This is a genomic window from Duganella sp. SG902 (genome assembly GCF_013376005.1).
In the GTDB taxonomy this organism is placed as follows: Bacteria; Pseudomonadota; Gammaproteobacteria; order Burkholderiales; family Burkholderiaceae_D; genus Rugamonas.
On record NZ_JABMJK010000009.1, the window covers coordinates 48,994 to 70,359 of the forward strand.

Sequence of the window (21,366 nt, forward strand, 5' to 3'; positions counted from 1 at the left end):
TGATGGGCAAGCTGATCGTATGGCTGCTGGCGGCCGGCAAAATGGGCAAGCTGCTGACCACCTGCGGCACCATGTTGATTTCCATCGTGGCCTACAGCTGGATCTATGGCTGGCGGTACGCGGTCGGCTTTGTGGGCCTGATCTTTGTGCACGAGATGGGCCATTACGCGGCGGCGCGCCAGCGCGGCCTCGCGGTAGGGGCGCCGACTTTCATTCCATTCGTCGGCGCCTGGATCGCGCTCAAGGACATGCCGCATGACGTGGAGACCGAAGCCTACATCGGCTTTGCCGGACCGTTGGCCGGCACGGCGGGCGCCATGATCTGCTACTACTTCGCTCGCAACAACGATAGCAGCCTCCTGCTGGCCCTGGCCTATTCGGGCTGCATGCTGAACCTGATTAACCTGATTCCGATCTCGCCGCTGGATGGCGGACGCATCACGGCCATCATCTCACCCAAGGTGTGGCTGGCCGGCGTGCCGTTGCTGGCGGCGCTGTTCTTCTATCACCCAAGTCCGATGCTGATCCTGGTGGCGGTACTGGCCTATCCGCAGATCAAGGAGGCCATCTGGGGCGATCCGGCCAAGCCAGATGACTACTACACCGTGGCGCGCGACACGCGCATCAACTACGGCGTGCTGTATCTGGGCCTGGTGGCGTTCCTGGCGATGATGAGCTACAGCGTGCACGACATGCTGGACGGCTCGGTGAAGTAGCGTACGGTACGGGCGCGGCGGTACGCCCATACTGAAAGCCTGTACGCTTGAGAGACCGCCATGCCGGAGGGACCATCCATCGTTATCCTGCGCGATGAGACCGCGCGTTTTGCCGGACGCACCATCGCACAGGCGGAGGGCAACAGCAAGACCGTCGATTTCAGCGCGCTGGCCGGCCAGCCGGTGGTGGCGCTGCGCAGCTGGGGCAAGCATTTCCTGATCCAGTTGCCGACGCTGGCCCTGCGCATTCATTTGCTGATGTTCGGCAGTTACCGCATCAATGAGCGCAAGGATGCGGAACCGCGCCTGCGCCTGCGGTTCGACGATGGCGATGAGTTGAATTTCTACACCTGCTCGGTCAAGCCGCTGCCGCCCGACCTGGACGCCCAGTACGATTGGCGGGTGGATCTGATGTCGGATCAGTGGGATCCGAAACTGGCGCTGAAAAAACTGCGCGCCAAGCCGGACATGCTGGTGTGCGACGCCACGCTGGATCAGGAGATATTCTCCGGCGCCGGCAACATCTTCAAGAACGAGGTGCTGTTCCGTATCCGCGTGCATCCGCTGTCCACGGTGGGCGCGCTGTCGGCCGCCAAGCAGCGCGAGCTGGTCGAGCAGATGCGCGTGTATGCCTTCGATTTCCTGCGCTGGAAAAAAGCCTATGTGCTGAAGCCGCACTGGCTGGCGCACACCAAGCGCATCTGCCCGCGCTGCGAGATCCCCTTCCTGAAGGCCCATCTGGGCAAGACGCACCGGCGCAGCTTTTATTGCGAGCGCTGCCAGAAGCTGTACACGTCCGGCGCGGCCACGACGCCTATCACACCAGCCCGGTCAGGTAGTAAACCGCGATCACGAAAAACACCGCCAGCGTCTTGATGATGGTGATGCCGAAGATGTCGCGGTAGGACTGCCGGTGGGTCAGGCCGGTGACCGCCAGCAGGGTGATCACCGCGCCGTTGTGCGGCAGGGTGTCCATGCCGCCGCTGGCCATGGCCACCACGCGGTGCATCACTTCCAGCGGGATCTGCGCCGCCTCGGCCGCGCGGATGAACTGGTCCGACATGGCCGCCAGCGCGATGCTCATGCCGCCCGAGGCCGAGCCGGTGATGCCGGCCAGCGAGGTCACGGACACGGCCGCGTTGACCAGCGGGTTGGGCACGCTGCGCAGCGCCTCGCTCACGGACAGGAAGCCGGGCAGCGCGGCGATCACGCCGCCAAAGCCATATTCGGAGGCGGTGTTCATGGCCGCCAGCAGCGCGCCGCCGACGGCCGCCTTGGTGCCGTCGGCGAAGGTGAGACGGATGCGGCCGAAGGCGGTGGCCACGGTCAGCAAAATGCCCAGCAGCAGCGCGCCTTCCACCGCCCAGATGCCGATCACGGATTTGATCGGCAGCGTGACCGGCGCGTGCAGGCCCGGCAGGGCGTCAGCAGTCAGCGCGTAGCTTTCGCCATACCAGCCGGGGATCATTTTGGTGAGGACGAAGTTGGCGACGCCGACCAGCACCAGCGGCGCCAGCGACAGCAGCGGATGCGGCAGATCGGTGCGCGCTGGCGCCGTCCCGGCGGTCCCAGTCGCAGAGGCGGTGGCGGGCGTGGCGCTGTCATACCCCTCGCCTTTCGCCATCGCGCCGCGGCGGCGCCATTCAAGGAACGCCAGGCCGGCGGCAAGTGTGGCGATCGAGCCGATCACACCCAGCCACGGCGCCGCCCAGCCGGTGGTCTTGAAGAAGGTGGTCGGAATAATGTTCTGGATCTGTGGCGTGCCCGGCAGCGTATCCATGGTGAACGAGAACGCGCCCAGCGCGATCGCGCCCGGCATCAGACGCTTGGGAATATTGCTCTGGCGGTACAACTCCGCCGCGAACGGATAAACGGCAAACACCACCACGAACAGCGACACGCCGCCATACGTCAGCAGCGCGCACACCAGCACGATCACGGCGTTGGCGCGGGTGCGGCCGATGTACTTGATGGCTGCCACCACGATCGACTCGCTGAACCCGGACAGCTCGATCAGCTTGCCAAACACCGCGCCCAACAGGAACACCGGGAAGTACAGCTTGACGAAGCCAACCATCTTGTCCATGAAGATGCCGCTGAACACCGGTGCCACCGCACCCGGGTCGGTCAGCAGCACCGCGCCCAGCGCGGCGACCGGGGCAAACAGGATCACGCTGTAGCCGCGATACGCGGCCAGCATCAGGAACACCAGTGCGGCAAGGACGATCAGGAAGGACATGCGGGCTCCGGAACAAGTTGGCGTGATGTCATTGTAGAGACTATCGCCGCGCCACGCGCGCACCAAAAGACAGGGAACGCATGACGCCTATCGCGCGCGCACCTCGCACCACAGGAAGGGACGCGGCTCGGCCCCGACCGCCGCACGGTGGGTGCCGCAGCTGGCGGTGTCCAGGCGCAGGCCATAGCCTTGCAGGCGCTGCGCGGCCTGCTCGATGGTGGCGCGGTCCAGCGCGGCCAGGTCGATCCGGTGCTGCGGCAACAAATCGAAGGTACAGCCGCCGGCCGGCAGCCGCCGCAGCTCGACTTGCAGGCGCACATGTCGCATCAGGCTTTCCAGTTTGCCGCAACCGGCCGCGTCCTCTGTCAGGCCGAGCCAGCGCGCCGCAGCCAGCTTGCGCAGGCGGGTTCCGTCGCGGTCATTGCGGGCGGCGCTCAGCAGCAGGTAATGCGGCCCCTTGCGTTCGGCGATTGCCGCCTGCTGACGCGCGCGCCATGCCGGCGATTCCGGCAAACCGGTGCCCAGTGCGATCACGCGCGCGGCCGGCGGCATGAAGCTGGCCATCCAGCCCGACGGCGGGTCCGGCTGGGCGAAGAACACGATGCTGTCCGCCGGGTTGGCAATCGCCGGCACCTCGGCGCTGAAGGCCTGGTCCGCCCATTCCGCGTGGCCCCAGTTGGCGATCGGGAATACACCCACCGCCAGCAGCGCCAGCGCCAGGCCCGCGATGCGCCGCGCCTGCGGCGCGATGTACTGCCAGGCCAGCCAGATCGCCAGCGGCGCCAGCAATTCCAGCGGCACCAGGTAGCGATAGATGCTGAACATGCGCATCCACACCAGGTAAGCGATGGCGACGAACACCAGCAGCACCACGCCGCGCGGCGCCAGCGCGGGCGCGGTGGTGGTGCCGCGCACACGGCGCACCAGCCAGACCAAGGCCAGCGCCACCAGCACTGCGTACAACACGGGCCACACCGCCAGCTTGAGCGGAATCTCGGACACCCGCCGCGTGTTGACGGCAAAGATGAAAGGCCAGCACAAGTTTTCCATCAGGCCTTTCGGACGGAAGAAGACGTCGATCACGCCATTCTCTTGCGCCAACGGACTGTGGAAGATGTTGTTGAATTGCGGGAACAACGGGTTGCCGAAGGTCTGCCACATCTTCAGGAACCACCAGCCGGCGGCGGTGGCGATGCCGCCCAGCACGCCAATCCCGAACACGAACGCCAAACGCAGCCGCCGCCACCAAGCCAGCGGCACCCACAGCAGCGCGGCGCACAGCGCCAGCGCATACGTGGCGTTGGTCAGTTTGAGGCCGGCGCTCAGGCCCATCGCCAGACCCGCCCCCAACACCGCCGCTTGCGCGCGCCAGCCCCATTGCGGCAGCGCGTCCCAATGTCGCAGCACCAGGTACAGCGACAGCAGCACCGGCAGCGCGCTCAGGTTGTCGCCCATCGAGTTGCCGAGTTCGCTCAGGAAGCCCGGCGCGAACAGGCAGGCGCCGGCCAGCAGCAGCACCAGCCGGCGTGACGCGCCGGCCCCCAGCAACTGGCGCGCGATCCCGCACAGCAGCACAAAGCTCAAGCCGTGCACGAAGCCCAGCACAAAACCGACCACGCGCGGCGGCAGCCACTGGTTCAGGTAGTGGTACGGCAAGTCCAGCGTGGGATTGAAATAACTCTGGAAACCGGCCGGCGCCAGATCGAAGCCGATGCGGCCGTTCAACAGCGCGTGCACGTTATACAGATGATAGTTGCGCATGTCCCAGCCATCGTCCTGGCCGTTGCTGAGCGACAGCAGGCCCAGCAATACAGGCACCAGCAACGCGGCCCACATGCCCGCGCGCGGATGGTTGAGGAAGGCGGTGCGGCGCGCCCACCACGCGCCCAGCGGCGCCAGTCGGTTATCTATCGATTTAATCATCCGTGTGCAGGCCGGCGACAGGCAAAGGCGCTATTATAGTTCCAAGCTGCAAGCAGTTATGACAAGATAAAAGCGGTGGGAGGAGACATGACGGAACTGCAAGCCTCGCTCAAGAGCGAGGGCAAGTTGTCGCTGAACTGGACTTATCTGAACGCGATCGCCAACGGCATTTCGGCCATCGACCTGGGCGCGCTGGCCCTGCGCAACTTGCACGATGCGCGCCAGTTCGTGCGCGAGTATGGCTTCGACCTCGACCAGCCGGCCGCCGCCGCGCTGATCCGCCGCGCGCACCAGGAGGCGGTGGCTTTCATCCGCTGTTCCTTTCTTGAACCATCGCAAGCCGGGTTGATCCCGCCCGAAGTGGCCGAGCCGGAGGATCCGCTCTCGCTGCTGGTGTACGCCTCGCTGCGCGGGCAGCAGGTGGACACGCGGCGCATGTGGTCGTGCGCGGTGCTGAAGGTGATGCACGGCATCTTCTACATCGACAACAACCTCAAGCTGCGCCACTTCCACGCCATCCGCGCGCAGGTGTTCGGCACGCTGGACGAAGTGATACGCGGCGACGGCGAGCGCCATTTCCTGACCGACGGCGAGGTCTGCCTGCCGCTGCTGCATTACGACCGCAAGGACAACAAGGGCCGCAACAGCATCCTGCTCAAGCTGCTGCAAAAGGCCGCCTACCTGGCCGCCGATATCTTCGACCACCTCGGCGTGCGGCTGGTGTTCGCCACCCGCTGCGAATGCCTGCTGGCCCTGCGCACGCTGCAGCGCGCGCACCTGCTGTCGGTCACCAACGTCGACGCCGAGCGCACCCGCAACACCCTGCTCGACCTCGACGCCGCCAGGCAGGTGTTCTGCAAGTACCGGGCGCAGCTGGAGCACAGCAAGGACTACCCGCTCGATCTGCTGCGGCAAATGGACGCCGAGCTGGCCGAGATTGCCCAGCCACAAACGCGCTGCGACAATCCGCACAGCGGCGTCGGCTTCAACAGCATCCAGGTCACGGTGCGCAAGATGATCCACGTGCAGCAGCTGGACGCGGCGCCGGAGCAGGATTACGACGTCGGCTTCTTCTTCGAATACGAAATCCAGCTCATGGATGAAGCCAGCTACCAGCGCAGCCTGAGCGGCCCGGCCAGCCACGAGGCCTACAAGAAGCGCCAGGTCGACACCGCCCGCACCCGCGTGTTCGGGCGCGAGCTAATACGCTGGATCGACAGCCAGTCCGCGCGTTGAAGCGTGCGCCCCCGGCGCGCGCGCTGGCTTACCATTTGCCGTCATGCGCATACGGACTATTCTGATGGCGGCCCTGTTGGCGGCGGCAAGCGCCGCCGTGGCACAAAGCGCGCCCAGCGTGACCGTGCAGTCCACCCGCGATCCGGTCGACAAATCCTACCGCAAGATGATCGCCGGCATGGACATATTCGAACGCCACCGCGCGCTGGCGCCGCAGGCCACGCTGCGCTTCCAGCTGCTGCCGCGCCTGCCGACCACGCAACTGGACGGCATCACCCTGCGCGTGGCCGGCGACAGCATCTCGCTGCCGGTCCCGGTGGCGCCCGATCACACTTTCACGCTGGAACGCAATGAGCAGGCGTTGAAGGAAGACGCCGCCCTGATCGCCAGCCGCAAGACCAGCACCCTCACCTGGCGCGCGCAGGTGCGCAGCCCCAACGTGCCGGCAGGCATGCGCCGGCTGGGCGACTTGCGGCTCGAATGCCTGGTCGGGGTCGAGGCCGGGCTGCTGTCCAACAACAGCCAGTTCTTCGCCTGGCTGGACCAGCTGTTCACCAGCGCCGAAAGCATCTGCAACGCGCCGGACGGCAACTACCTGTTCTTCGCCGACCGCCCGCTGGCCGGCATCACGCTGTTCGACGGCAACCTCAGCGCCAACCTGCCACCGGCCGCGCTGCACGCCGGCGGCACGCAAACCCCGGCCACCCTGCCGTTTTGCGATTGCCAGGTCCTGCTGGACCGCGCCTACTACGCGCCGATCTGGGACCGGCGCTGGTCGGACGAAACCCTGCTAAGCTTCAAGGACCAACCGTCACTGTAAAGGCATGCCATGAGAAACCTCGCCCACACCCTGCGCCTGGCCGCGGCCAGCCTGCTGGTGCTCACCGCCTGCGCCGGCGCCCAAGCGCCGGCCAGCACGCCGGAACTATGGCAAAAAATCCAGTCCGCCAACACCGACCTGTCGTGCGACGACAGCAGCCAGTGCCACAGCATCGGCGTCGGCTCCAAGGCCTGCGGCGGGCCGGAAAACTACATCGCGTGGTCGAGCAAGAACGGCGACGGCGCCCAGCTGAAAGCACTGGTGGAACAGCACTCGGCCGCGCGCCGCGCCGACGACAAGCGGCAAGGCATGATGTCGACCTGCTCGGTGGTCAGCGATCCCGGCGCCACCTGCCGCGCCGGCATCTGCGTCATCAACCCGCGTTCGGTCGCCAGCCCCGGCCAGCCGGGCAGCAAATAAAAAAAAGCCCGCCCCTGCAAGGAGGCGGGCTTCGGTCCGGCGTGGTGGCGTGTCAGCTTAGAACGCCAGCACTTCCTTCACGCGCGAGTTCTGGAACAGCGGCAGCGGATCGGTGGTATCCACCTCCACCACCGTGGTGCCCTGCTTGACGCCGCTTTGCAGGAAGTTCACCGCGCCCAGGTAACGCTTGCCGGTAGGCAGGCCGGACCAGCTGACGCCCACGCTGGCGGTGCCGCCGATGGTGGCCGAGCTTGGCGCGTTGACCTTGAAGTTGCCACCGGTCGAGGTCGATTGCACCAGCCAGCTCGACAAGGCATAGGTGGCCGAGCCGCCCTTCGGCGCATAGCCGACCACGCACACCTTGTACTCGCCGGCGGCCGGATTCAGCAACTGCACCGATTCGTTGGCGGTGTCGCCGCCGCTGGTGCCGACCACGGTCGAGCCCTTGGCGACCACCATGTCGAGGTCGCTCAGTCCCGGCGATGCGCCTTGCACCTCGTCATCGAACAGCGAGAAGCGCGCGGCGATGGTGCCGGCCGGAATGGTGACCGTGTGCACGTTCACGCCGGTGCCGGCCGTGCCCGCGCACTGCGCGCTGCCGGTCGACGGGCTGCTTGCCTGCACCACCGTGCGGGTTTCCACCGCCGCCGGCACCAGGCCGCCCTTCACCGTGCCCAGCGCGCCGGAGAAGCCGGTGCCCACGGTGATGATCTTGCTGCCGCTGGTGGCCTCGCTGTAGACGCGGGCCGGCGCGGCCAGCGCGCTGCCGCGCACGGTCAGCGGGCTGCGCACCACGTGGCTGCCATCGGTCCAGGTCAGCTTGCCGTAGGCCCAGGTGTCGATCGGCGCGTCCACGCGGGTGACCTTGACGGTGAAGCTCGCCTTCTCGCCCGGCGCCAGCACCAGTTGCGACGGCGTGACCACCACCGAGTAACCCGGCACGGCCGCGGTGGCCTTGTAGGTCGCGGCGTTGGCGCCGACGTTGGTCACGGTGCGGGTCAGGGTCATCGAACCGAGCACGTTGCCGGCGGTCAGCGACGCCAGGTTCAGGTTTTGCGGCGCCAGCGAGCCGCCAAACGCCGAGCACTGCGCGGCGCTGTAGATCAGGCCCTGGCCGCACAGGAAGCGCGCGTAGTCGACCGGGTCGATGTCGTACACCAGGCCGGGATCGGCCGCCGAGGTCGGCGACACGTGGCCGGCGCCCTGGCCCCATGGCAGGTTGCCGGTGTTCTTGGCGGTCGCGTCCCACGCCACGCCGGTGGTCAGGCCATCGGTGTAGGTGTCGAAGGCGGTGGTCATCAGCGCCGACTTGATGGCGGCCGGGGTCCAGTCCGGATGGCGCTGCTTCAGCAGCGCGGCGATGCCGGCCACGTGCGGCGAGGCCATCGAGGTGCCGGTCTTGAAGCCCCACTCGGCCACCGGCGACACGCCGCTGGCGGCGATCGCGTCGCGCTGGTCCCTGGTCAGGTCGGCGGTGACTGCTGCCAGGATGTCGGTGCCCGGCGCGGTCAGGTCCGGCTTCAGGATGTTGGCGTTGGCCACGTTCGGGCCGCGCGACGAGGAACCGTTCATGATCGGCGCCTTGACGGTCGGGTCGAAGGTGGCGCGCACATTGCCCAGCGCGCTGTTGGCCGAGGCCGGCGCGGCCGCGACATAGTCCTTGACCTTCTTGCCCTCTTCCTTGGTGATGTGGACGGTCGACAGCACGTGGCCCTGGTTGATGATGGTGGTGTTGCCGCCTTCCACGTTGGTGATGATCACACCGACCGCGCCGGCCGTCTTGGCGTTGGCGCTCTTGTTGACCAGCACGTTGTCGCCGCGGTCGCACACCAGCACCTTGCCCTTGACCTTGTTTTCGTCGAGGTAGGTGACGGCGCCATCGGCCGGGCCGAAGCAGCGCGACAGCTTGAGCGGATCGACGTCCGGCAGGCCGGCGTCCTTGGCCAGGATCAGCGGCGCGGCCGGGGTGTTGGCGTTGCTCGAGGCGCCGCTGACGGTGACGCCGTTGCCGAGGATGGCGTCGCCCAGGTAGATGCGGTCATGGGTCGAGTTGCCGACCGTGGTCAGCCATGGGCTGATGTGGGCCACCGGCGCCGGCGCGGTCGCGGTCGGGCCCTGGTTGCCGGCCGACGCGGCCACGAACACGCCGGCCGCCGCCGCGCCCAGGAAGGCTTGCTCGCCGGCCTCGTTGAAGGTGCCGCCGCCGGCCGACGGGCCGATCGAATAGTTGATGACGTTGACGCCGTCCTTCACCGCCTGGTTGATGGCCGCCACGCTGCTCGAGGTCGAGCAGCCGTTCTTGCCGGTCACGCCGTCGGTCCAGCACACCTTGTAGGCGGCGATGCGGGCGCGCGGGGCGATGCCGGAAATCTTGCCCATGTTGACGCCGTTGATGGTGGCCGCCACGCCGTTGTTGCCACCGGCCGTGCTGGAGGTGTGGCTGCCGTGGCCGCCCTGGCCCTCGGTGCCGGCGACCGAGTCGCGCGCCGAGTTGAACTCGGTCCAGTGCAGGGTCTGCGAGGCAGGCTTGTAGTAGCGCGCGCCAATCAGCTTGTTGTTGCAGTTGGCCACCGTGAAGCCCTCGCCGGTGTCGCAGTTGCCCTTCCAGCTGGCGGGCGGCGCGTCGTACACCACGGTCGAGCCGCTGTGGCTCGGGTTGCCGTTCTCGTCCACGCGGTCGGCGTAGCTGTTGTTCTCCGGCCAGATGCCGCCGTCGACGATGCCGATGATGATGTTCTCGCCGGACGAGCCCTTGCCGCCCAGTTGGTCCCACAGGCCGCCCGGTTTGTCGAGGCCGAGGAAGCTCGGGGTGTAGCTGGTGTCCAGCTGCAGGATGTTGTCGGCGGTGACCGCCGCCACGCCGCTGTGTTTTTTCAGCGCGCGCACCTCGTCGTCGGTCAGCAGCGCCGAGAAGCCGTTGAACACCACGTCGAACTTGTTGGTGATCTCGGCGTTGGCGACGGTGCTGATCACGTCGTTCTGTTTGGTTTCAAGATAGTTGATGTAAGCCTGCACGTCGGCGGCTTCCACGTTCAGGCGCTGGCCCTGCGGCGGCATGGTGGCGGCCAGTCCGGCCACCTGGCCGGTGTAGGTGGCGACCGGCTTGTCGACCAGTTGCACGATGTAGGAACGGCGCTCGGCTTCCGCGTGCGCGCCGGCGGCCATGGCCGACAGCACCAGCAGGACGGCGGTGGAGACAGGACGAAGTTTCAGTTTCATGATGGTGTCTCCTCGCTTAAACGTTGCTGTGCCGCTGGGCGCGACGGCGCGCCGCCAGGCTGATCGCCGCCAGGCCCAGGCCCAGCATGGCGTAGGTTTGCGGTTCCGGCACCGGCGCCAGCGTCAGGTTGTCGAACGCGAACTGGGCCTGGTTGTTGGATGGATTGACGCAGCCGGCGCCATCGAAGATGCAGGAGCTGATGGTGACGTTGCTGAACAGGGTGGCGCCAAACGCCGACTGCAAGCTGGCAGTCACGAACGGCGAATAGCCGCCCACCAGTTCGGGGAAATCGAAGGAGTGGGTCACGGTGCCGCCGCCGACGGTGGTGCCGGTCACGGTCAGCTGGCCGTAGGAGTAGCCGGGCAGGTTGTCGACCGGCGCCAGGAAGGCGTATTCCAGGCTGCCGAGGCTGAAGGCGCGATGGTCGCCGCGCGAGATTTTCAGGCTGCCGTCGTTGACGCCGAGGTAGTAGTTGCTGGTGTTGCCGGTCGGGCAGCCGGCGATCGCGCACAGGAATGGATCGTTGCCGTTGCCGATGGCGCCGGCGAAGCCGTTGCCGCTCGGGCCGGCGGCCGGGGTGTCGATCACCTCGAAGTGGTAGCCGCCGAAGTCGAAGGTGTCGAGCCCGTTGTAGGTGTTGGGGTCGAGGCTGTCGAAATCGATGGTGTCGGCCATGGCAGGCGCGGCGCCGATCAGCGCCAGGGCGCCGATCGCGGCCGCAGCCATTTTTTTCAGCGCGGGCGTAGACCGGGCTGTCTGGACTTGCGTGAAGTATTTCATTTCTCTGCCTTGTGGTTAAGGGATGGAGCCATGGCCCGCCCGGTCGATTGCCAGACTGGACCGTGATTACTTTTCTTAAAAAGTAACAATCAATATAGCCAAACCAGTTCCGCAAAGTAACGAAATATTAACGTTTATTATTTATTTATGTTTTCAAAAACCAAATAAAATCTTGCTTTCGCTATGACAGCCATGTCATCACACGGTCATGCGAATATGGTGAGATCAGGTACTTTCCGTTGTAATTGTGCAAAAATTTCCCCTGAAACGCGTAAAAAAAGCCAGCCGCAGGGGCTGGCTCTCCAGTGCGCGCGCTGGCGCCAATTAAAATATTGTCATAGATTTCCTTATGGCAACACAACGTTCATCCTCCTGTTTTGTTACCAAAAGGGAACGCTTGGTGCCAACCGACAAATCCGGGAATTTAACAATTGCCGCTTCCAGGCGTTGCACGCTGGCCGGCGTGCAGGTGGCCGGAATCAGCGCCGGGCCATAGGCACGCATGTAGACCGGACCGGCGTCCTTGTCGAGCTGCGACAGACGCTCCAGGCGTTGCGCCGCGCTCTGCTCGTTGAGCGCGACCTGCTCGGCCGGATACAGGCTGTTCATCGCCGTGCGCACGCGCGAGAACGGTAGCTTGGTCTGCAGATCGGCGATCGTGGCCAGCCACTCGGCCTTGACCTTGGCGTCCGGACGGCTGGCGGCCGCCGCGATCGCGGCCTGCTGTCCGCTATCGGATGGATCACGTTTCTGCTCGGCCGCCAGCAATTCCGCGCTGCCCGGATACGCATAGCGGTTCAGGCGCGCGACGATCTCCCAGCGCACATCCTGGCTGACGTTCAGGCCCGGCACCACCAGCTTGCCGTCCAGGATGTCGGCCAGTTGCCTGAGCGCGGCCGGGCTGCTGGCCAGGTTCAGGTAGGCGCCAAACCAGCGGCGCTGGAAGTTCTTGTCGGCGCTGGCCGCCTGCGTGGCCGCGAACGCCATCCGCTCCAGCTGCGCGCCCACCTTGGCGCGGTAGGCCGACGGGCCCATGGCGTCCAGATAGCCCTTGGCGGCGCGCATCTTGTCGACGATATCGCCCAGCAGCGTGTAATCCTTCTCGGCCGGCGCGTTGGCCAGCACGACGCCCAGGAAGTCGTTGAGCGGCAATTTGGCCGCGCGCACGCCATCCCACAGGCTTTGCCACAGCATCGAGCGCAGGAATGGATCGTCCACCTTGCTCAGGCTGGCGCGCGCGGTGGCGAAGGATTTTTTATCCAGCTGTACTTGCGCGAAGCCCCAGTCCTGATAGTTCGGATACACCAGATCCGGGCAAGCCGCGCCTTGCAGCGATGGCACCGCTGCGGCAGCGCCCTTGTAGGTGACCGCGACGTTCTTGCTCAGCGCCAGACCCTGCGGGCCCTGCTGGAACAAGGCGATCTGCACCCGCTGTTCGCGCAGCGTCGGCAGCGCCGGGCTGCCGGCACTCTGGCGCAGCGTGAAGGCGCTTACCTTGCCGCCCTTGCAGCTGAAGTCGGCGGTGATGGTGTTCACGCCCGCCTCATACAGCCACTCCCTGGTCCAGCCGCTCAGGTCGCGCTGTGCCGCCTCGGCCAGGCTGCCGATGAAATCGTCCAGCGTGGCGTTGCGGTACTGGTATTTGACCAGGTAGTTGTGCACGCCCTGGCGGAACACTTCCTCGCCCAGCAAGTGGCGCAACTGCTTGAGCGTGGAGGCGCCCTTCGAGTAGGTGATGGCGTCGATGTTGTCGAAGGCGTTGGCGGTGGACGCCACCGGCGTCTCGATCGCGTGCGTGGTCACACGCTGATCCTGCACGTAGGCGGCCTGCTTGCCACCCGAGTAGAAGCCCTGCCACGCGTTGGTGAACTCGGTCGCCTCGGCGGTCGCCAGCGTGCCCATGAAGGAGGCGAAGCTCTCGTTCAGCCACAAGCCGTTCCACCACTTCATGGTGACCAGGTCGCCGAACCACTGGTGCGCCATCTCGTGCATGATGACGCCGGCCAACGATTGCTTCTGCGCCGCCGTCATTTCCTCCTTGTGCAGGAAGCGTCCCTCGGCGAAGGTGATGGCGGCGGCGTTTTCCATCGCGCCGTACAGGAAGTCCGGCACCAGCAATTGATCGTACTTCTCGAACTGATAAGGGATGCCGAAATACTGGTCGAAGAAGCCCAGTCCCTGCTTGGTGTACTTGAACCAATCCTGCGGCGACACCTGCGCCGCCACCGACTGGCGCGCGAACAAACGCATCGGGTATTTGCCGCTGTTGTCTTCCCATACCTTGTACGGGCCGGCGTGCATGGAGAAGTTGTACGGGCTCAGTTTCTTCGAGCGCGGGAAGGTCCAGCGCTTGCCGCCGTCCACGTCCTGCACGCTGGTTTCGCGCATGGTAGATGACACCACCCAGTCGGCCGGCGTGCTGACGGTGATCTGGTAAGTGCCTTTCAGGTCGGGCTGGTCGAACACCGGGAACATCTGGTGCGCGGCGGCCGGCTCGAAGTGCGTGTAGGTGTAGACGCGGCCATCGACCGGGTCGACCATCCGGTGCAAGCCCTCGCCATTGGTGCTGTGCGGACGCGTGTAGGCGATGGTGATGGTGTTGCGGCCCGCCTTCAGATCCTGCGCCGCCAGCGTGATGAACCACTGGTTGTACTGCGGCGTGACGGCCTTGCCGTTGACGGTGAGGCTGGTGATGGCGGCCTTGTCCAGATCGATGGTCAGCGCCTGCGAGGCGTCGTTCAGGTCAAAGCTGACGGTGGTGGTGCCGCTGAAGGTTTCCTTGCCGGTCAGCGCGAAGTCCAGCGTGTAGTCGACGTTGCTGACGCGAGCCGCGCGGGCAGCGGCGTCCTGTTGCGAGAGGTAGGCGTTTTCGGCGCGCGGAGCGGGGGTGGGGGCGGCATGCACAGCGCCGACGGTCAGCGCTACCGCTGCCGCGATCAGATACTTTTTCATGTGATCCTCGAAAGGCAACCGTCATTCCCGCGCAGGCGGGAATCCATACTCGGCATGGGCTCCCGCCTGCGCGGGAGCGACGTGGTGGTGGGCTTACTTCTTCTTGGTGTAGGTATCGAGCCAGTCGATCACGGTGTGATGCCACAGCACCGAGTTGGCCGGCTTCAGCACCCAGTGGTTCTCGTCCGGGAAGAACAGGAACTTGCTCGGGATGCCCCGGCGCTGCAGCGCGGTGAAGGTGCCCAGGCCCTGCGCGGTCGGGATACGGAAGTCCAGGTCGCCCTGCACCACCAGCATGGGCGTCTTCCAGTTCTTCACCTTCAGCGCCGGGTTGAACTTCTCATGCTGTTCCGGCACGTCGTAGTACGGGCCGCCGTTTTCCCACTCGGTGAACCAGATCTCCTCGGTGGAGTAAGCCATGCCGCGCGTGTCGAACACGCCGTCGTGATTGACGATGCACTTGAAGCCATCCGGCCAGTTGCCGGCGATCCAGTTCATCATGAAGCCGCCGTACGAGGCGCCCAGCGCGCAGCTGTTCTCACGGTCCAGCCAAGGGAATTTCTGCACCGCGGCCGCCAAGCCTTTTTGCAGGTCTTCCAGCGGCTTGCCGCCCCAGTCGCCACTGATCGAATCGGTGAACTTCTGGCCGTAGCCGGTGGAGCCGTGGAAGTCGATGAACACGGTCGCGTAGCCGGCGCCCGCGTACACCTGCGGATTCCAGCGATAGCTCCACGAATTGCCGAAGCTGCCCTGCGGGCCGCCGTGCACCAGGAAGGCGACCGGATACTTCTGGCCCGGTTGCGCGTTCCATGGCTTCATCACATGGCCATACACCGTGTCGCCGTTGGCGCCGGTGAAGGAGAACTGCTCGTACTCGCCGAACCTGACGTCGGCCAGCGCGGCCTCGTTCAGGTGGGTCAGCTGCTCGGCCTTGTCGGCCGTGGCGCCCAGCTTGAACTTGTACAGCTGCGCGCCCGAGGCCAGGTTGGCCTGCGCCATCACCACCGTGTCCCTGGCGACGTCGAAGCCGCTGACGTAGCCCTTGCCGGTCAGCGCGCTGACCTTGCCGCTGGCGGCGTCGATCGAGAACAGACGGTGCTGGCCGATGTCGTCGGCCACCGCCAGCACGGCCTTGCTGTCCGGGGTCCAGCGGAAGTCCGCGATCGAGCGGTCCCAGTTGTCGGCCACGGTGCGCTTCTTGCAGGTAGCGACGTCGATCAGCACCAGGTGGAAGCGGTCGGCCTCGAAGGTGGGCTTGTCCATGGCCACGTAGGCCAGCGTCTTGCCGTCCGGCGAGTAGGTGGCCTTGGTGTCCCAGGCCTGGTTGTCGGCGGTCAGATTCCGAGGCTCGCCGCCGGTGGCCGGCACGGTGTAGACATCGAAGTTGGTCGACCACGCCTCGGTGCGGCCGGCGATGCGGGCCGAGAAGGCCACGGTCTTGCCGTCCGGGCTGAAGTGGTATTCATCGTGGTCGCCAAACGGCTTGGACGGCACGTCGCCATCGAGCTTGCCGCTCAGGCTGACCGGCTCCGCGCTGACCTTGCCGGCGGCGTCGATCGGCGCCGAGTACAGCACATTGTTGCGGCCATCGGCCCAGGTATCCCAGTGGCGCACGAACAGCTTGTCATAGACCTTGCCGCTGGCCTTGACCTTGGCCTGCTCGTCGAGGCGCTTCTTGCTGCACGCCAGGTCGGCGCAGTCGCGGTAGACGGCCATGCTGAACAGCAGGCGGTCGCCCTGCGGCGACAGGCGGAAGTTATCGACGTCCAGCGGCAGGTCGGTCACCTTGCTGGCTTCACCGCCGCCCAGCGGCAGGCGCCACACCTGAGACGAGCCGGAGCGGCCGGACAGGAAGTAGATCGCGTCGCCGTTGGGCGACCACTCCGGATCGCTGGCGCTGGCGGCGGCCTGCGTCAGGCGCACTGGCGCCGCTTTCGGATGGCGCAGATCCAGCAGCCACAGCTGCGTGTTGCCGCGGTTCTTGTCCATGTCGGTGGTACGGACGGTGTACACCACGCGGGTCGCGTCGGGCGACAGCAGCGGGGTACCGACGCGCTCCATCTTGACCAGGTCTTCTACGGTGAAGCCGCGCGGCGCGGCTACGGCGCTGGACGCCATCGCGGCGCCCAGCAGCAGCAGGGAAAATCTCATTCGGGGGTTCTCCGATGTTATTAGAAAAATACCGGCTTGTGGCCGGGCATCGAGCATGATACCAAGAGCGGCGGACCGGGCGTAGGCTTGTTACTTTATGCTACTTTCCGGAGCGCGCCTGACGCACCGCGTCCCAGTAGGCGTCGACCTGGGCCTGGTGCTTTTGATAGAACTGCTTGTTGACGATCAAATACATGGGCGTGACGATCAGCGGCGTCGGCAGCATCTCGATCTCGCCCTTGTACTTGTGGGCGATGATTTGCTCGCCCTCGCCCTGCTGCGTGACCACCGCCGCCACGCGGTTTTGCGCCAGCATGGCGAACGCCTGCTCCGGGCTGCCGGCGCTGTCGTTGATCACCACGTTGAGCTGGCGCAGCAACGACACGTGCAGCAAACCCGGCTGCGTGCCCACCGGCTGGCGGCCGAGATTGATGAACTGCCGGCCATCCCAGTCCACCGTGCCGCCGCGCCGGCGCGACACCGAGAAGTTGATCTCGCCGACGGCGCGGCTGACGTCGGGCTGCGATTCCCTCATCGGGAAGGCGGCGTAGGAGGTGCGGTCCTCGATGAAGGCGGCCAGCATGGCATCCACCTGGCCGGTGCGCAGCTGCTCCATGCACTGGAAGCGCGGCGCCACCACCGTGTGGATCTGGACCGGCTGCAGCCTGGAGGCGCGGCGCAGCACCTCCTGCGCCTGGCCCGAGCCATCGGGATAGGTCATGGGCGGGAACGCGTGGTCGAAGATGCACATCCTCACGTCCAGCGGCGCGGCCTGCGCCAGCAACGGAAAACCCAGCAGCAATGACATCACACTCCGGCGCACGGCGCTCTCCTTTGCAAGTTGATAACGAATATCTTATCGCTTCATTTAAAAAAGTTCTTGACTTCTTTAAGACGACCGGTCATATTACACACATGGCTAAAGCAAACGTTAAAGAGCAAATCGTCGCCACCAGCTTGAACCTGCTGCACAGCAAGGGGTTCAACGCCACCAGCGTGCAGGACATCACCGACGCCGCCGGGGTGCCGAAGGGCTCGTTCTACAACCACTTCTCCAGCAAGGAAGCGCTGGGGCTGGAAGTGTTGCAACGTTACACCGACGGCGTGGGCAACACGGCGGCGGTGCTGCAAGCGCGCGCACTGGCGCCGCGCGAGCGCATCCGGCAGTATTTTGAGCGTTTAATCGACGGCAACGCCGCCAATGAATTCAATTTTGGCTGCATGCTGGGCAACTTCAGCACCGAGCTGTCCAACCAGATCCCGGCCATGCGCAGCGCCATGCGCGAAGCGTTCCGCGTCTCGACCGGCGCGCTGGCGGCCGCGATCGCCGACGGGCAGCGGGACGGCAGCATCCAGGCCGACGCTCCCGCCGAGGAACTGGCCGGCTTTGTCACCGACGCCTGGCAAGGCGCCGTGCTGCGCGCCAAGGCCGAGCAAAGCCGCGCGCCGCTGGAGCGTTTCGTGCGTGTGGTGCTGGGCCGCATCCTGCCCTGATTTTTTTTCGGCCGTTTTTAAGACGACCGGTCATATTGTAGTTTTTTTATTCAACTCTCGAAAGGAAACATCATGAACTTCAAAGACTCCGTCGTCCTCGTCACCGGCGCCAACCGTGGTTTGGGCAAAGCCCTGGCCGAGGCGGCCGTCAAAGCCGGCGCGCGCAAGGTGTACGCGGCCGCCCGCAACCCCGCCAGCGTCGACATCGCCGGCGTCACCCCGATCAAGCTGGACGTGACCAACGCGGCCGACATCGCGGCCGCCGTGCAAGCGATCCCCGACCTGAGCATCCTGATCAACAACGCCGGCATCCACGTGGTGGGCGGCGTGACCGGGCCGGAGGCGCTGAGCGCCGCCCGCGCCGAATTCGAGACCAACTTCTTCGCGCCGCTGGCGCTGAGCCACGCGTTCGCGCCGGTGCTGGGCCGCAACGGCGGCGGCGCCATCATCAACATCCTGTCGGCGCTGAGCTGGGCCAGCTTCCCGACCACCGGCACCTACAGCGCCTCCAAGGCGGCGGCATGGGGCCTGACCAACGGCCTGCGCAACGAGCTGCGGGCTCAAAACACCCAGGTGCTGGCGGCGCACATGGGCTATATGGACACCGACATGACGGCCGGCATCGACGCGCCGAAATCGTCGCCGGCCGTGATCGCCGCCGAAATCGTCAGCGCGCTGGAGGCCAACCAGGATGAAGTGCTGACCGACGAGCCCTCGCGCCAGGTCAAGGCCGGCCTGGGCGCGCCACGCGGCTTCTACCTCGGCGAAGCGCGCGCCTGAAATTCGGGGTCAGCTCTGACATTCGGACATCGGGGAACTAAAAATTTTGCAAAAGTTCCGCAAGTGTCCGATTGCCAGAGCTGACCCCGACTGTTGAGGGCGATAGAAAATTTTTTCGGCCTCTGCAATAAATCGCGTATTTTCAATCGCGGAAACAAGGCATAATCGTCCTCTCAGCCAGGTGAAGCGTGCACGTTGTCCGCCGGCTTGACGTGCACGCAATTCGTTTTCCCCGCCGGTAATGCTTCGCTTTGTATTGCCTCACACGCAGTTGTGAACAATTGTAAATCGGCGTTGTATGAGCCTGTCGAGCGCGCTAAGGTAGCAGCTTCACCTCGGCGCGTTTTGGCTCCTCTGCGATGACCACCGCGCAGCCGAAGTCACATGGAATACGGGAAACGCCACTATGCTTACTGCCACCTATGTCTTGTTGACACTATCTATCGAGCAAAAGAAAGAACGCCACTTCATTTCGCGTCTGCTGCAATATGTGCAGTCGATCGCGCGCCGTCCGCAGGAGATCGATCCTGTGTTCATCGAATCCCAACTCAAGCAACTGGCCAGCTTCGCCGAGGCCCGCCACCAGCGCAAGCTCGAGGCCTGCCTGATGCCGGCCGTGCGCGCCGCCGAACCCAATTGCACGCCGCTGCTGAACGACCTCGAATGCCTGAGCAAACGCGGCAGCGCCATGCTCAACGCGGTCTACCGCTGCCTGCGCCGCGCCATGCGCCGCAGCGCCTCGCACAGCAAATTCCTGTGCAAGACGGTCGACCTGTATTGTCAGAACCTGCTCAAGCGCCTCGACAAAGAGGAACAGGAATTGCTGCCGCTGGCGCAGAAAGTCATCTCCAGCGACGAGTGGTTTGAAATCGGCAGCAAGTTCCTGGCCCAGGACGACGATGACGCCGCCTCGCGCCCGGAACTGCGCCCGCGCCGCGACTACGGCGCCGGCCACCGCGCCGCTTCCGCCTGAGACGCTCTCACGCGTCCCCCCGCACCAAAAACGGGCACGCGCCACGCCGCCGCAAGGCGGCGCCGGCGCGTTGTTGTTTTGAATTCCGCCGCGCGCCGCTAAAGCTTGCACACGCCATATCGTGCGGATAATATCGGCCATATGCAGACCAATCCCGCCACCGACCTCGCACCGCTGGACGTACAACTGCCATGGCTGCCGGCAGCCAAGCCGGGCAAGCTATTTTCCGCCGCCGATACTCCGCAAAGGAAACCCGCACCATGAACCAGGGCGCCAGGATATTGCATCTCCGTGGCGCCGCCGGCATGGACGCCATCTACCGCAAAATCAGCTGGCGGCTGCTGCCGCTGCTGATGTTGTGCTACGTGGTGGCTTATCTCGACCGCGTGAACGTCGGCTACGCCAAGCTGCAGATGGGCGCCAGCCTCGATTTCAGCGAACAAGTCTATACCTTCGGCGCCGCCGCCTTCTTTATCGGCTACTGCCTGTGCGCGCTGCCGGCCAATCTGCTGCTGGAGAAGCTCGGCGCGCGCAAGACCCTGCTGCGCCTGATGCTGTGCTGGGGCGCCATCGCCGCCGCCAGCGCGCTGGTGCGCGAGCCGGCGGAGTTCTACGCGCTGCGCTTCCTGCTCGGCGTGCTGGAGGCGGGATTCTTCCCCGGCGTGATCCTGTACCTGACCTACTGGTATCCGGTCGCGCGGCGCGCGCGCGTGTTCGCCATCTTCGCCTCCGCCGCGCTGCTGGCCGGCGTGGCGGCCGGTCCGCTGTGCGCCTTCACGCTCAAGCACTTACGCAACTACGGCATGCTCGATGGCTGGCAGTGGATGCTGGTCACGCAAGGCTTGCCGGCCGTGCTGCTCGGCGTGATCGTCTGGCTTTACCTCGACGACAAGCCGGACGAGGCGCGCTGGCTATCCTCCTTCGAGCAGCAGATGGTGGAGCAGGACCTGGAGCGCGACGAGGCGGCGCTGAACGGCCATGCCGCCGGCAATGCGGCGGCAGAGCATGAGGAACCATCGGCGTTGGCCACCATCTGGTCGCTCTTGCGCGAACCGTCCATCAGCTTGCTGGCGCTGTCCAACCTGCTGCTGCTTGGCGCCAGCTACGCGCTGGTGTTTTGGTCGCCGGCGCTGATGCAGCGCTGGGGCGCGGGCAGCCATACGGAGCTGGGGTTGCTGACCACCCTGCCCAACCTGGTGGCCGCGGTGGGCATGATCCTGATCGGCTACGACTCCGACCGCCGCCGCGAACGGCGCGGCCACTTCATCGCCTGCATGGTGCTGGCGGCGGGCGGCCTTGGACTGGCCATCGCCGCCGACAACGGCCTCGCATGGTCGCTGGCCGGACTGGCGCTGGCGACGCTGGGCGTGGCGGCCGGCGCGCCACTGCTGATCGCCATCCTCACTGGCATGCTCGATCGGCGCCGCATCGCCGCCGGCATCGCGCTGGTGGCCAGCCTTGGCCTGGTGGGCGGGGCGCTCGGCCCCACGCTCAGCGAACATGTGCTGCACTGGGGCGGCAGCGCCGGCATGCTGGCCGCGCTGATCGTGCTGTACATCGCGGCCGGCGCCATCCTGCTGTGGGCCTTGCGCGTCGCCCCGCGCCGCGGCGGTCCCGACGCCGGCCATGGCCAGACCGACAAGATGGCACGGAGCTAGCGCC

General features: G+C 65.7%; 17 protein-coding genes. 10 read left to right on the forward strand and 7 right to left on the reverse strand.

Annotated features, from left to right (window positions below; all coding sequences use genetic code 11):
• Positions 1–2: 2 nt before the first annotated feature.
• Together FHW83_RS19090 and FHW83_RS19095 are read left to right on the forward strand one after the other, a co-directional pair.
• On the forward strand, positions 3–716 hold the full coding sequence (locus tag FHW83_RS19090; RefSeq protein ID WP_176647934.1) for a site-2 protease family protein: 714 nt from the start codon (positions 3–5) through the stop codon (positions 714–716).
• A gap of 60 nt (positions 717–776) precedes the next feature.
• On the forward strand, positions 777–1,592 hold the full coding sequence (locus tag FHW83_RS19095) for a DNA-formamidopyrimidine glycosylase family protein (RefSeq protein ID WP_176647935.1): 816 nt from the start codon (positions 777–779) through the stop codon (positions 1,590–1,592).
• Here FHW83_RS19095 and FHW83_RS19100 read toward each other — a convergent pair.
• Together FHW83_RS19100 and FHW83_RS19105 are read right to left on the reverse strand one after the other, a co-directional pair.
• Positions 1,534–2,955, reverse strand: coding sequence for a GntP family permease (locus FHW83_RS19100; protein ID WP_176647936.1), 1,422 nt, complete (start codon positions 2,953–2,955; stop codon positions 1,534–1,536). The two genes, FHW83_RS19095 and FHW83_RS19100, sit on opposite strands and share 59 nt — an antisense overlap.
• Positions 2,956–3,042: 87 nt before the next feature.
• Entirely contained in the window at positions 3,043–4,878 is a 1,836-nt protein-coding gene (locus tag FHW83_RS19105) for a glycosyltransferase 87 family protein (RefSeq protein WP_176647937.1), read from the reverse strand.
• 87 nt (positions 4,879–4,965) lie between these two features.
• Between FHW83_RS19105 and FHW83_RS19110 the strand changes: the two genes are divergently transcribed.
• The 3 genes from FHW83_RS19110 to FHW83_RS19120 all read left to right on the forward strand — a co-directional run bounded on the left by FHW83_RS19110 (position 4,966) and on the right by FHW83_RS19120 (position 7,354).
• Positions 4,966–6,114, forward strand: coding sequence for a TIGR04552 family protein (locus tag FHW83_RS19110; protein WP_176647938.1), 1,149 nt, complete (start codon positions 4,966–4,968; stop codon positions 6,112–6,114).
• Positions 6,115–6,178: 64 nt separating this feature from the next.
• The gene (locus FHW83_RS19115; protein WP_176647939.1) at positions 6,179–6,934 is read left to right on the forward strand and encodes a hypothetical protein; all 756 of its coding nucleotides are present in this window, start codon (positions 6,179–6,181) and stop codon (positions 6,932–6,934) included.
• 9 nt (positions 6,935–6,943) lie between these two features.
• Positions 6,944–7,354, forward strand: coding sequence for a hypothetical protein (locus FHW83_RS19120; protein WP_176647940.1), 411 nt, complete (start codon positions 6,944–6,946; stop codon positions 7,352–7,354).
• A 57-nt stretch (positions 7,355–7,411) separates the two neighbouring features.
• On the opposite strand, the gene FHW83_RS19125 is transcribed toward FHW83_RS19120, so the two are convergent.
• The 5 genes from FHW83_RS19125 to FHW83_RS19145 form a co-directional block, all read right to left on the reverse strand.
• Positions 7,412–10,573 carry a S8 family serine peptidase gene (locus FHW83_RS19125; RefSeq protein WP_176647941.1) on the reverse strand — a complete coding sequence of 1,054 codons (3,162 nt, stop codon included), beginning with the start codon at positions 10,571–10,573 and terminating at the stop codon, positions 7,412–7,414.
• 16 nt (positions 10,574–10,589) lie between these two features.
• Positions 10,590–11,300 carry an NF038120 family PEP-CTERM protein gene (locus tag FHW83_RS19130; RefSeq protein ID WP_176647942.1) on the reverse strand — a complete coding sequence of 237 codons (711 nt, stop codon included), beginning with the start codon at positions 11,298–11,300 and terminating at the stop codon, positions 10,590–10,592.
• Positions 11,301–11,678: 378 nt separating this feature from the next.
• Positions 11,679–14,306: an aminopeptidase N gene (gene pepN, locus FHW83_RS19135; protein ID WP_176647943.1), complete on the reverse strand. Its 2,628-nt coding sequence runs from the start codon at positions 14,304–14,306 to the stop codon at positions 11,679–11,681.
• Positions 14,307–14,399: 93 nt separating this feature from the next.
• A complete protein-coding gene (locus FHW83_RS19140) occupies positions 14,400–16,457 on the reverse strand; it encodes a S9 family peptidase (protein ID WP_176647944.1) in 2,058 nt (685 codons plus the stop codon).
• 100 nt (positions 16,458–16,557) lie between these two features.
• The gene (locus tag FHW83_RS19145; RefSeq protein WP_176647945.1) at positions 16,558–17,265 is read right to left on the reverse strand and encodes an ABC transporter substrate-binding protein; all 708 of its coding nucleotides are present in this window, start codon (positions 17,263–17,265) and stop codon (positions 16,558–16,560) included.
• 107 nt (positions 17,266–17,372) lie between these two features.
• Here FHW83_RS19145 and FHW83_RS19150 point away from each other — a divergent pair, with 107 nt between their 5' ends.
• The 5 genes from FHW83_RS19150 to FHW83_RS19165 all read left to right on the forward strand — a co-directional run bounded on the left by FHW83_RS19150 (position 17,373) and on the right by FHW83_RS19165 (position 21,362).
• Positions 17,373–17,951 (forward strand): TetR/AcrR family transcriptional regulator, encoded by a 579-nt coding sequence (locus FHW83_RS19150; RefSeq protein WP_176647946.1) that lies wholly within the window; start codon positions 17,373–17,375, stop codon positions 17,949–17,951.
• A 72-nt stretch (positions 17,952–18,023) separates the two neighbouring features.
• The gene (locus FHW83_RS19155; RefSeq protein ID WP_176647947.1) at positions 18,024–18,731 is read left to right on the forward strand and encodes an SDR family oxidoreductase; all 708 of its coding nucleotides are present in this window, start codon (positions 18,024–18,026) and stop codon (positions 18,729–18,731) included.
• Between the two features lie 406 nt (positions 18,732–19,137).
• Complete coding sequence (locus FHW83_RS19160; protein ID WP_176647948.1) at positions 19,138–19,704, forward strand: hypothetical protein; 567 nt, start codon at positions 19,138–19,140, stop codon at positions 19,702–19,704.
• Positions 19,705–19,845: 141 nt separating this feature from the next.
• A complete protein-coding gene (locus FHW83_RS31090) occupies positions 19,846–19,968 on the forward strand; it encodes a hypothetical protein (protein ID WP_255490464.1) in 123 nt (40 codons plus the stop codon).
• Positions 19,965–21,362, forward strand: coding sequence for an MFS transporter (locus tag FHW83_RS19165; protein ID WP_176647949.1), 1,398 nt, complete (start codon positions 19,965–19,967; stop codon positions 21,360–21,362). Before FHW83_RS31090 ends, FHW83_RS19165 begins: the two co-directional genes overlap by 4 nt.
• The last annotated feature ends 4 nt before the right edge of the window (positions 21,363–21,366 follow it).

Coding starts and splice junctions, on each gene's coding strand:
- FHW83_RS19120 (WP_176647940.1), top strand. CDS start 6,944: ATGAGAAACCTCGCCCACACCCTGCGCCTGGCCGCGGCCAGCCTGCTG.
- FHW83_RS19155 (WP_176647947.1), top strand. CDS start 18,024: ATGAACTTCAAAGACTCCGTCGTCCTCGTCACCGGCGCCAACCGTGGT.
- FHW83_RS19145 (WP_176647945.1), bottom strand. CDS start 17,265: ATGTCATTGCTGCTGGGTTTTCCGTTGCTGGCGCAGGCCGCGCCGCTG.
- FHW83_RS19125 (WP_176647941.1), bottom strand. CDS start 10,573: ATGAAACTGAAACTTCGTCCTGTCTCCACCGCCGTCCTGCTGGTGCTG.
- FHW83_RS19165 (WP_176647949.1), top strand. CDS start 19,965: ATGAACCAGGGCGCCAGGATATTGCATCTCCGTGGCGCCGCCGGCATG.
- FHW83_RS19090 (WP_176647934.1), top strand. CDS start 3: ATGGGCAAGCTGATCGTATGGCTGCTGGCGGCCGGCAAAATGGGCAAG.
- FHW83_RS19150 (WP_176647946.1), top strand. CDS start 17,373: ATGGCTAAAGCAAACGTTAAAGAGCAAATCGTCGCCACCAGCTTGAAC.
- FHW83_RS31090 (WP_255490464.1), top strand. CDS start 19,846: ATGCAGACCAATCCCGCCACCGACCTCGCACCGCTGGACGTACAACTG.
- FHW83_RS19105 (WP_176647937.1), bottom strand. CDS start 4,878: ATGATTAAATCGATAGATAACCGACTGGCGCCGCTGGGCGCGTGGTGG.
- FHW83_RS19140 (WP_176647944.1), bottom strand. CDS start 16,457: ATGAGATTTTCCCTGCTGCTGCTGGGCGCCGCGATGGCGTCCAGCGCC.
- FHW83_RS19110 (WP_176647938.1), top strand. CDS start 4,966: ATGACGGAACTGCAAGCCTCGCTCAAGAGCGAGGGCAAGTTGTCGCTG.
- pepN (WP_176647943.1), bottom strand. CDS start 14,306: ATGAAAAAGTATCTGATCGCGGCAGCGGTAGCGCTGACCGTCGGCGCT.
- FHW83_RS19160 (WP_176647948.1), top strand. CDS start 19,138: ATGCTTACTGCCACCTATGTCTTGTTGACACTATCTATCGAGCAAAAG.
- FHW83_RS19130 (WP_176647942.1), bottom strand. CDS start 11,300: ATGGCTGCGGCCGCGATCGGCGCCCTGGCGCTGATCGGCGCCGCGCCT.
- FHW83_RS19115 (WP_176647939.1), top strand. CDS start 6,179: ATGGCGGCCCTGTTGGCGGCGGCAAGCGCCGCCGTGGCACAAAGCGCG.
- FHW83_RS19095 (WP_176647935.1), top strand. CDS start 777: ATGCCGGAGGGACCATCCATCGTTATCCTGCGCGATGAGACCGCGCGT.
- FHW83_RS19100 (WP_176647936.1), bottom strand. CDS start 2,955: ATGTCCTTCCTGATCGTCCTTGCCGCACTGGTGTTCCTGATGCTGGCC.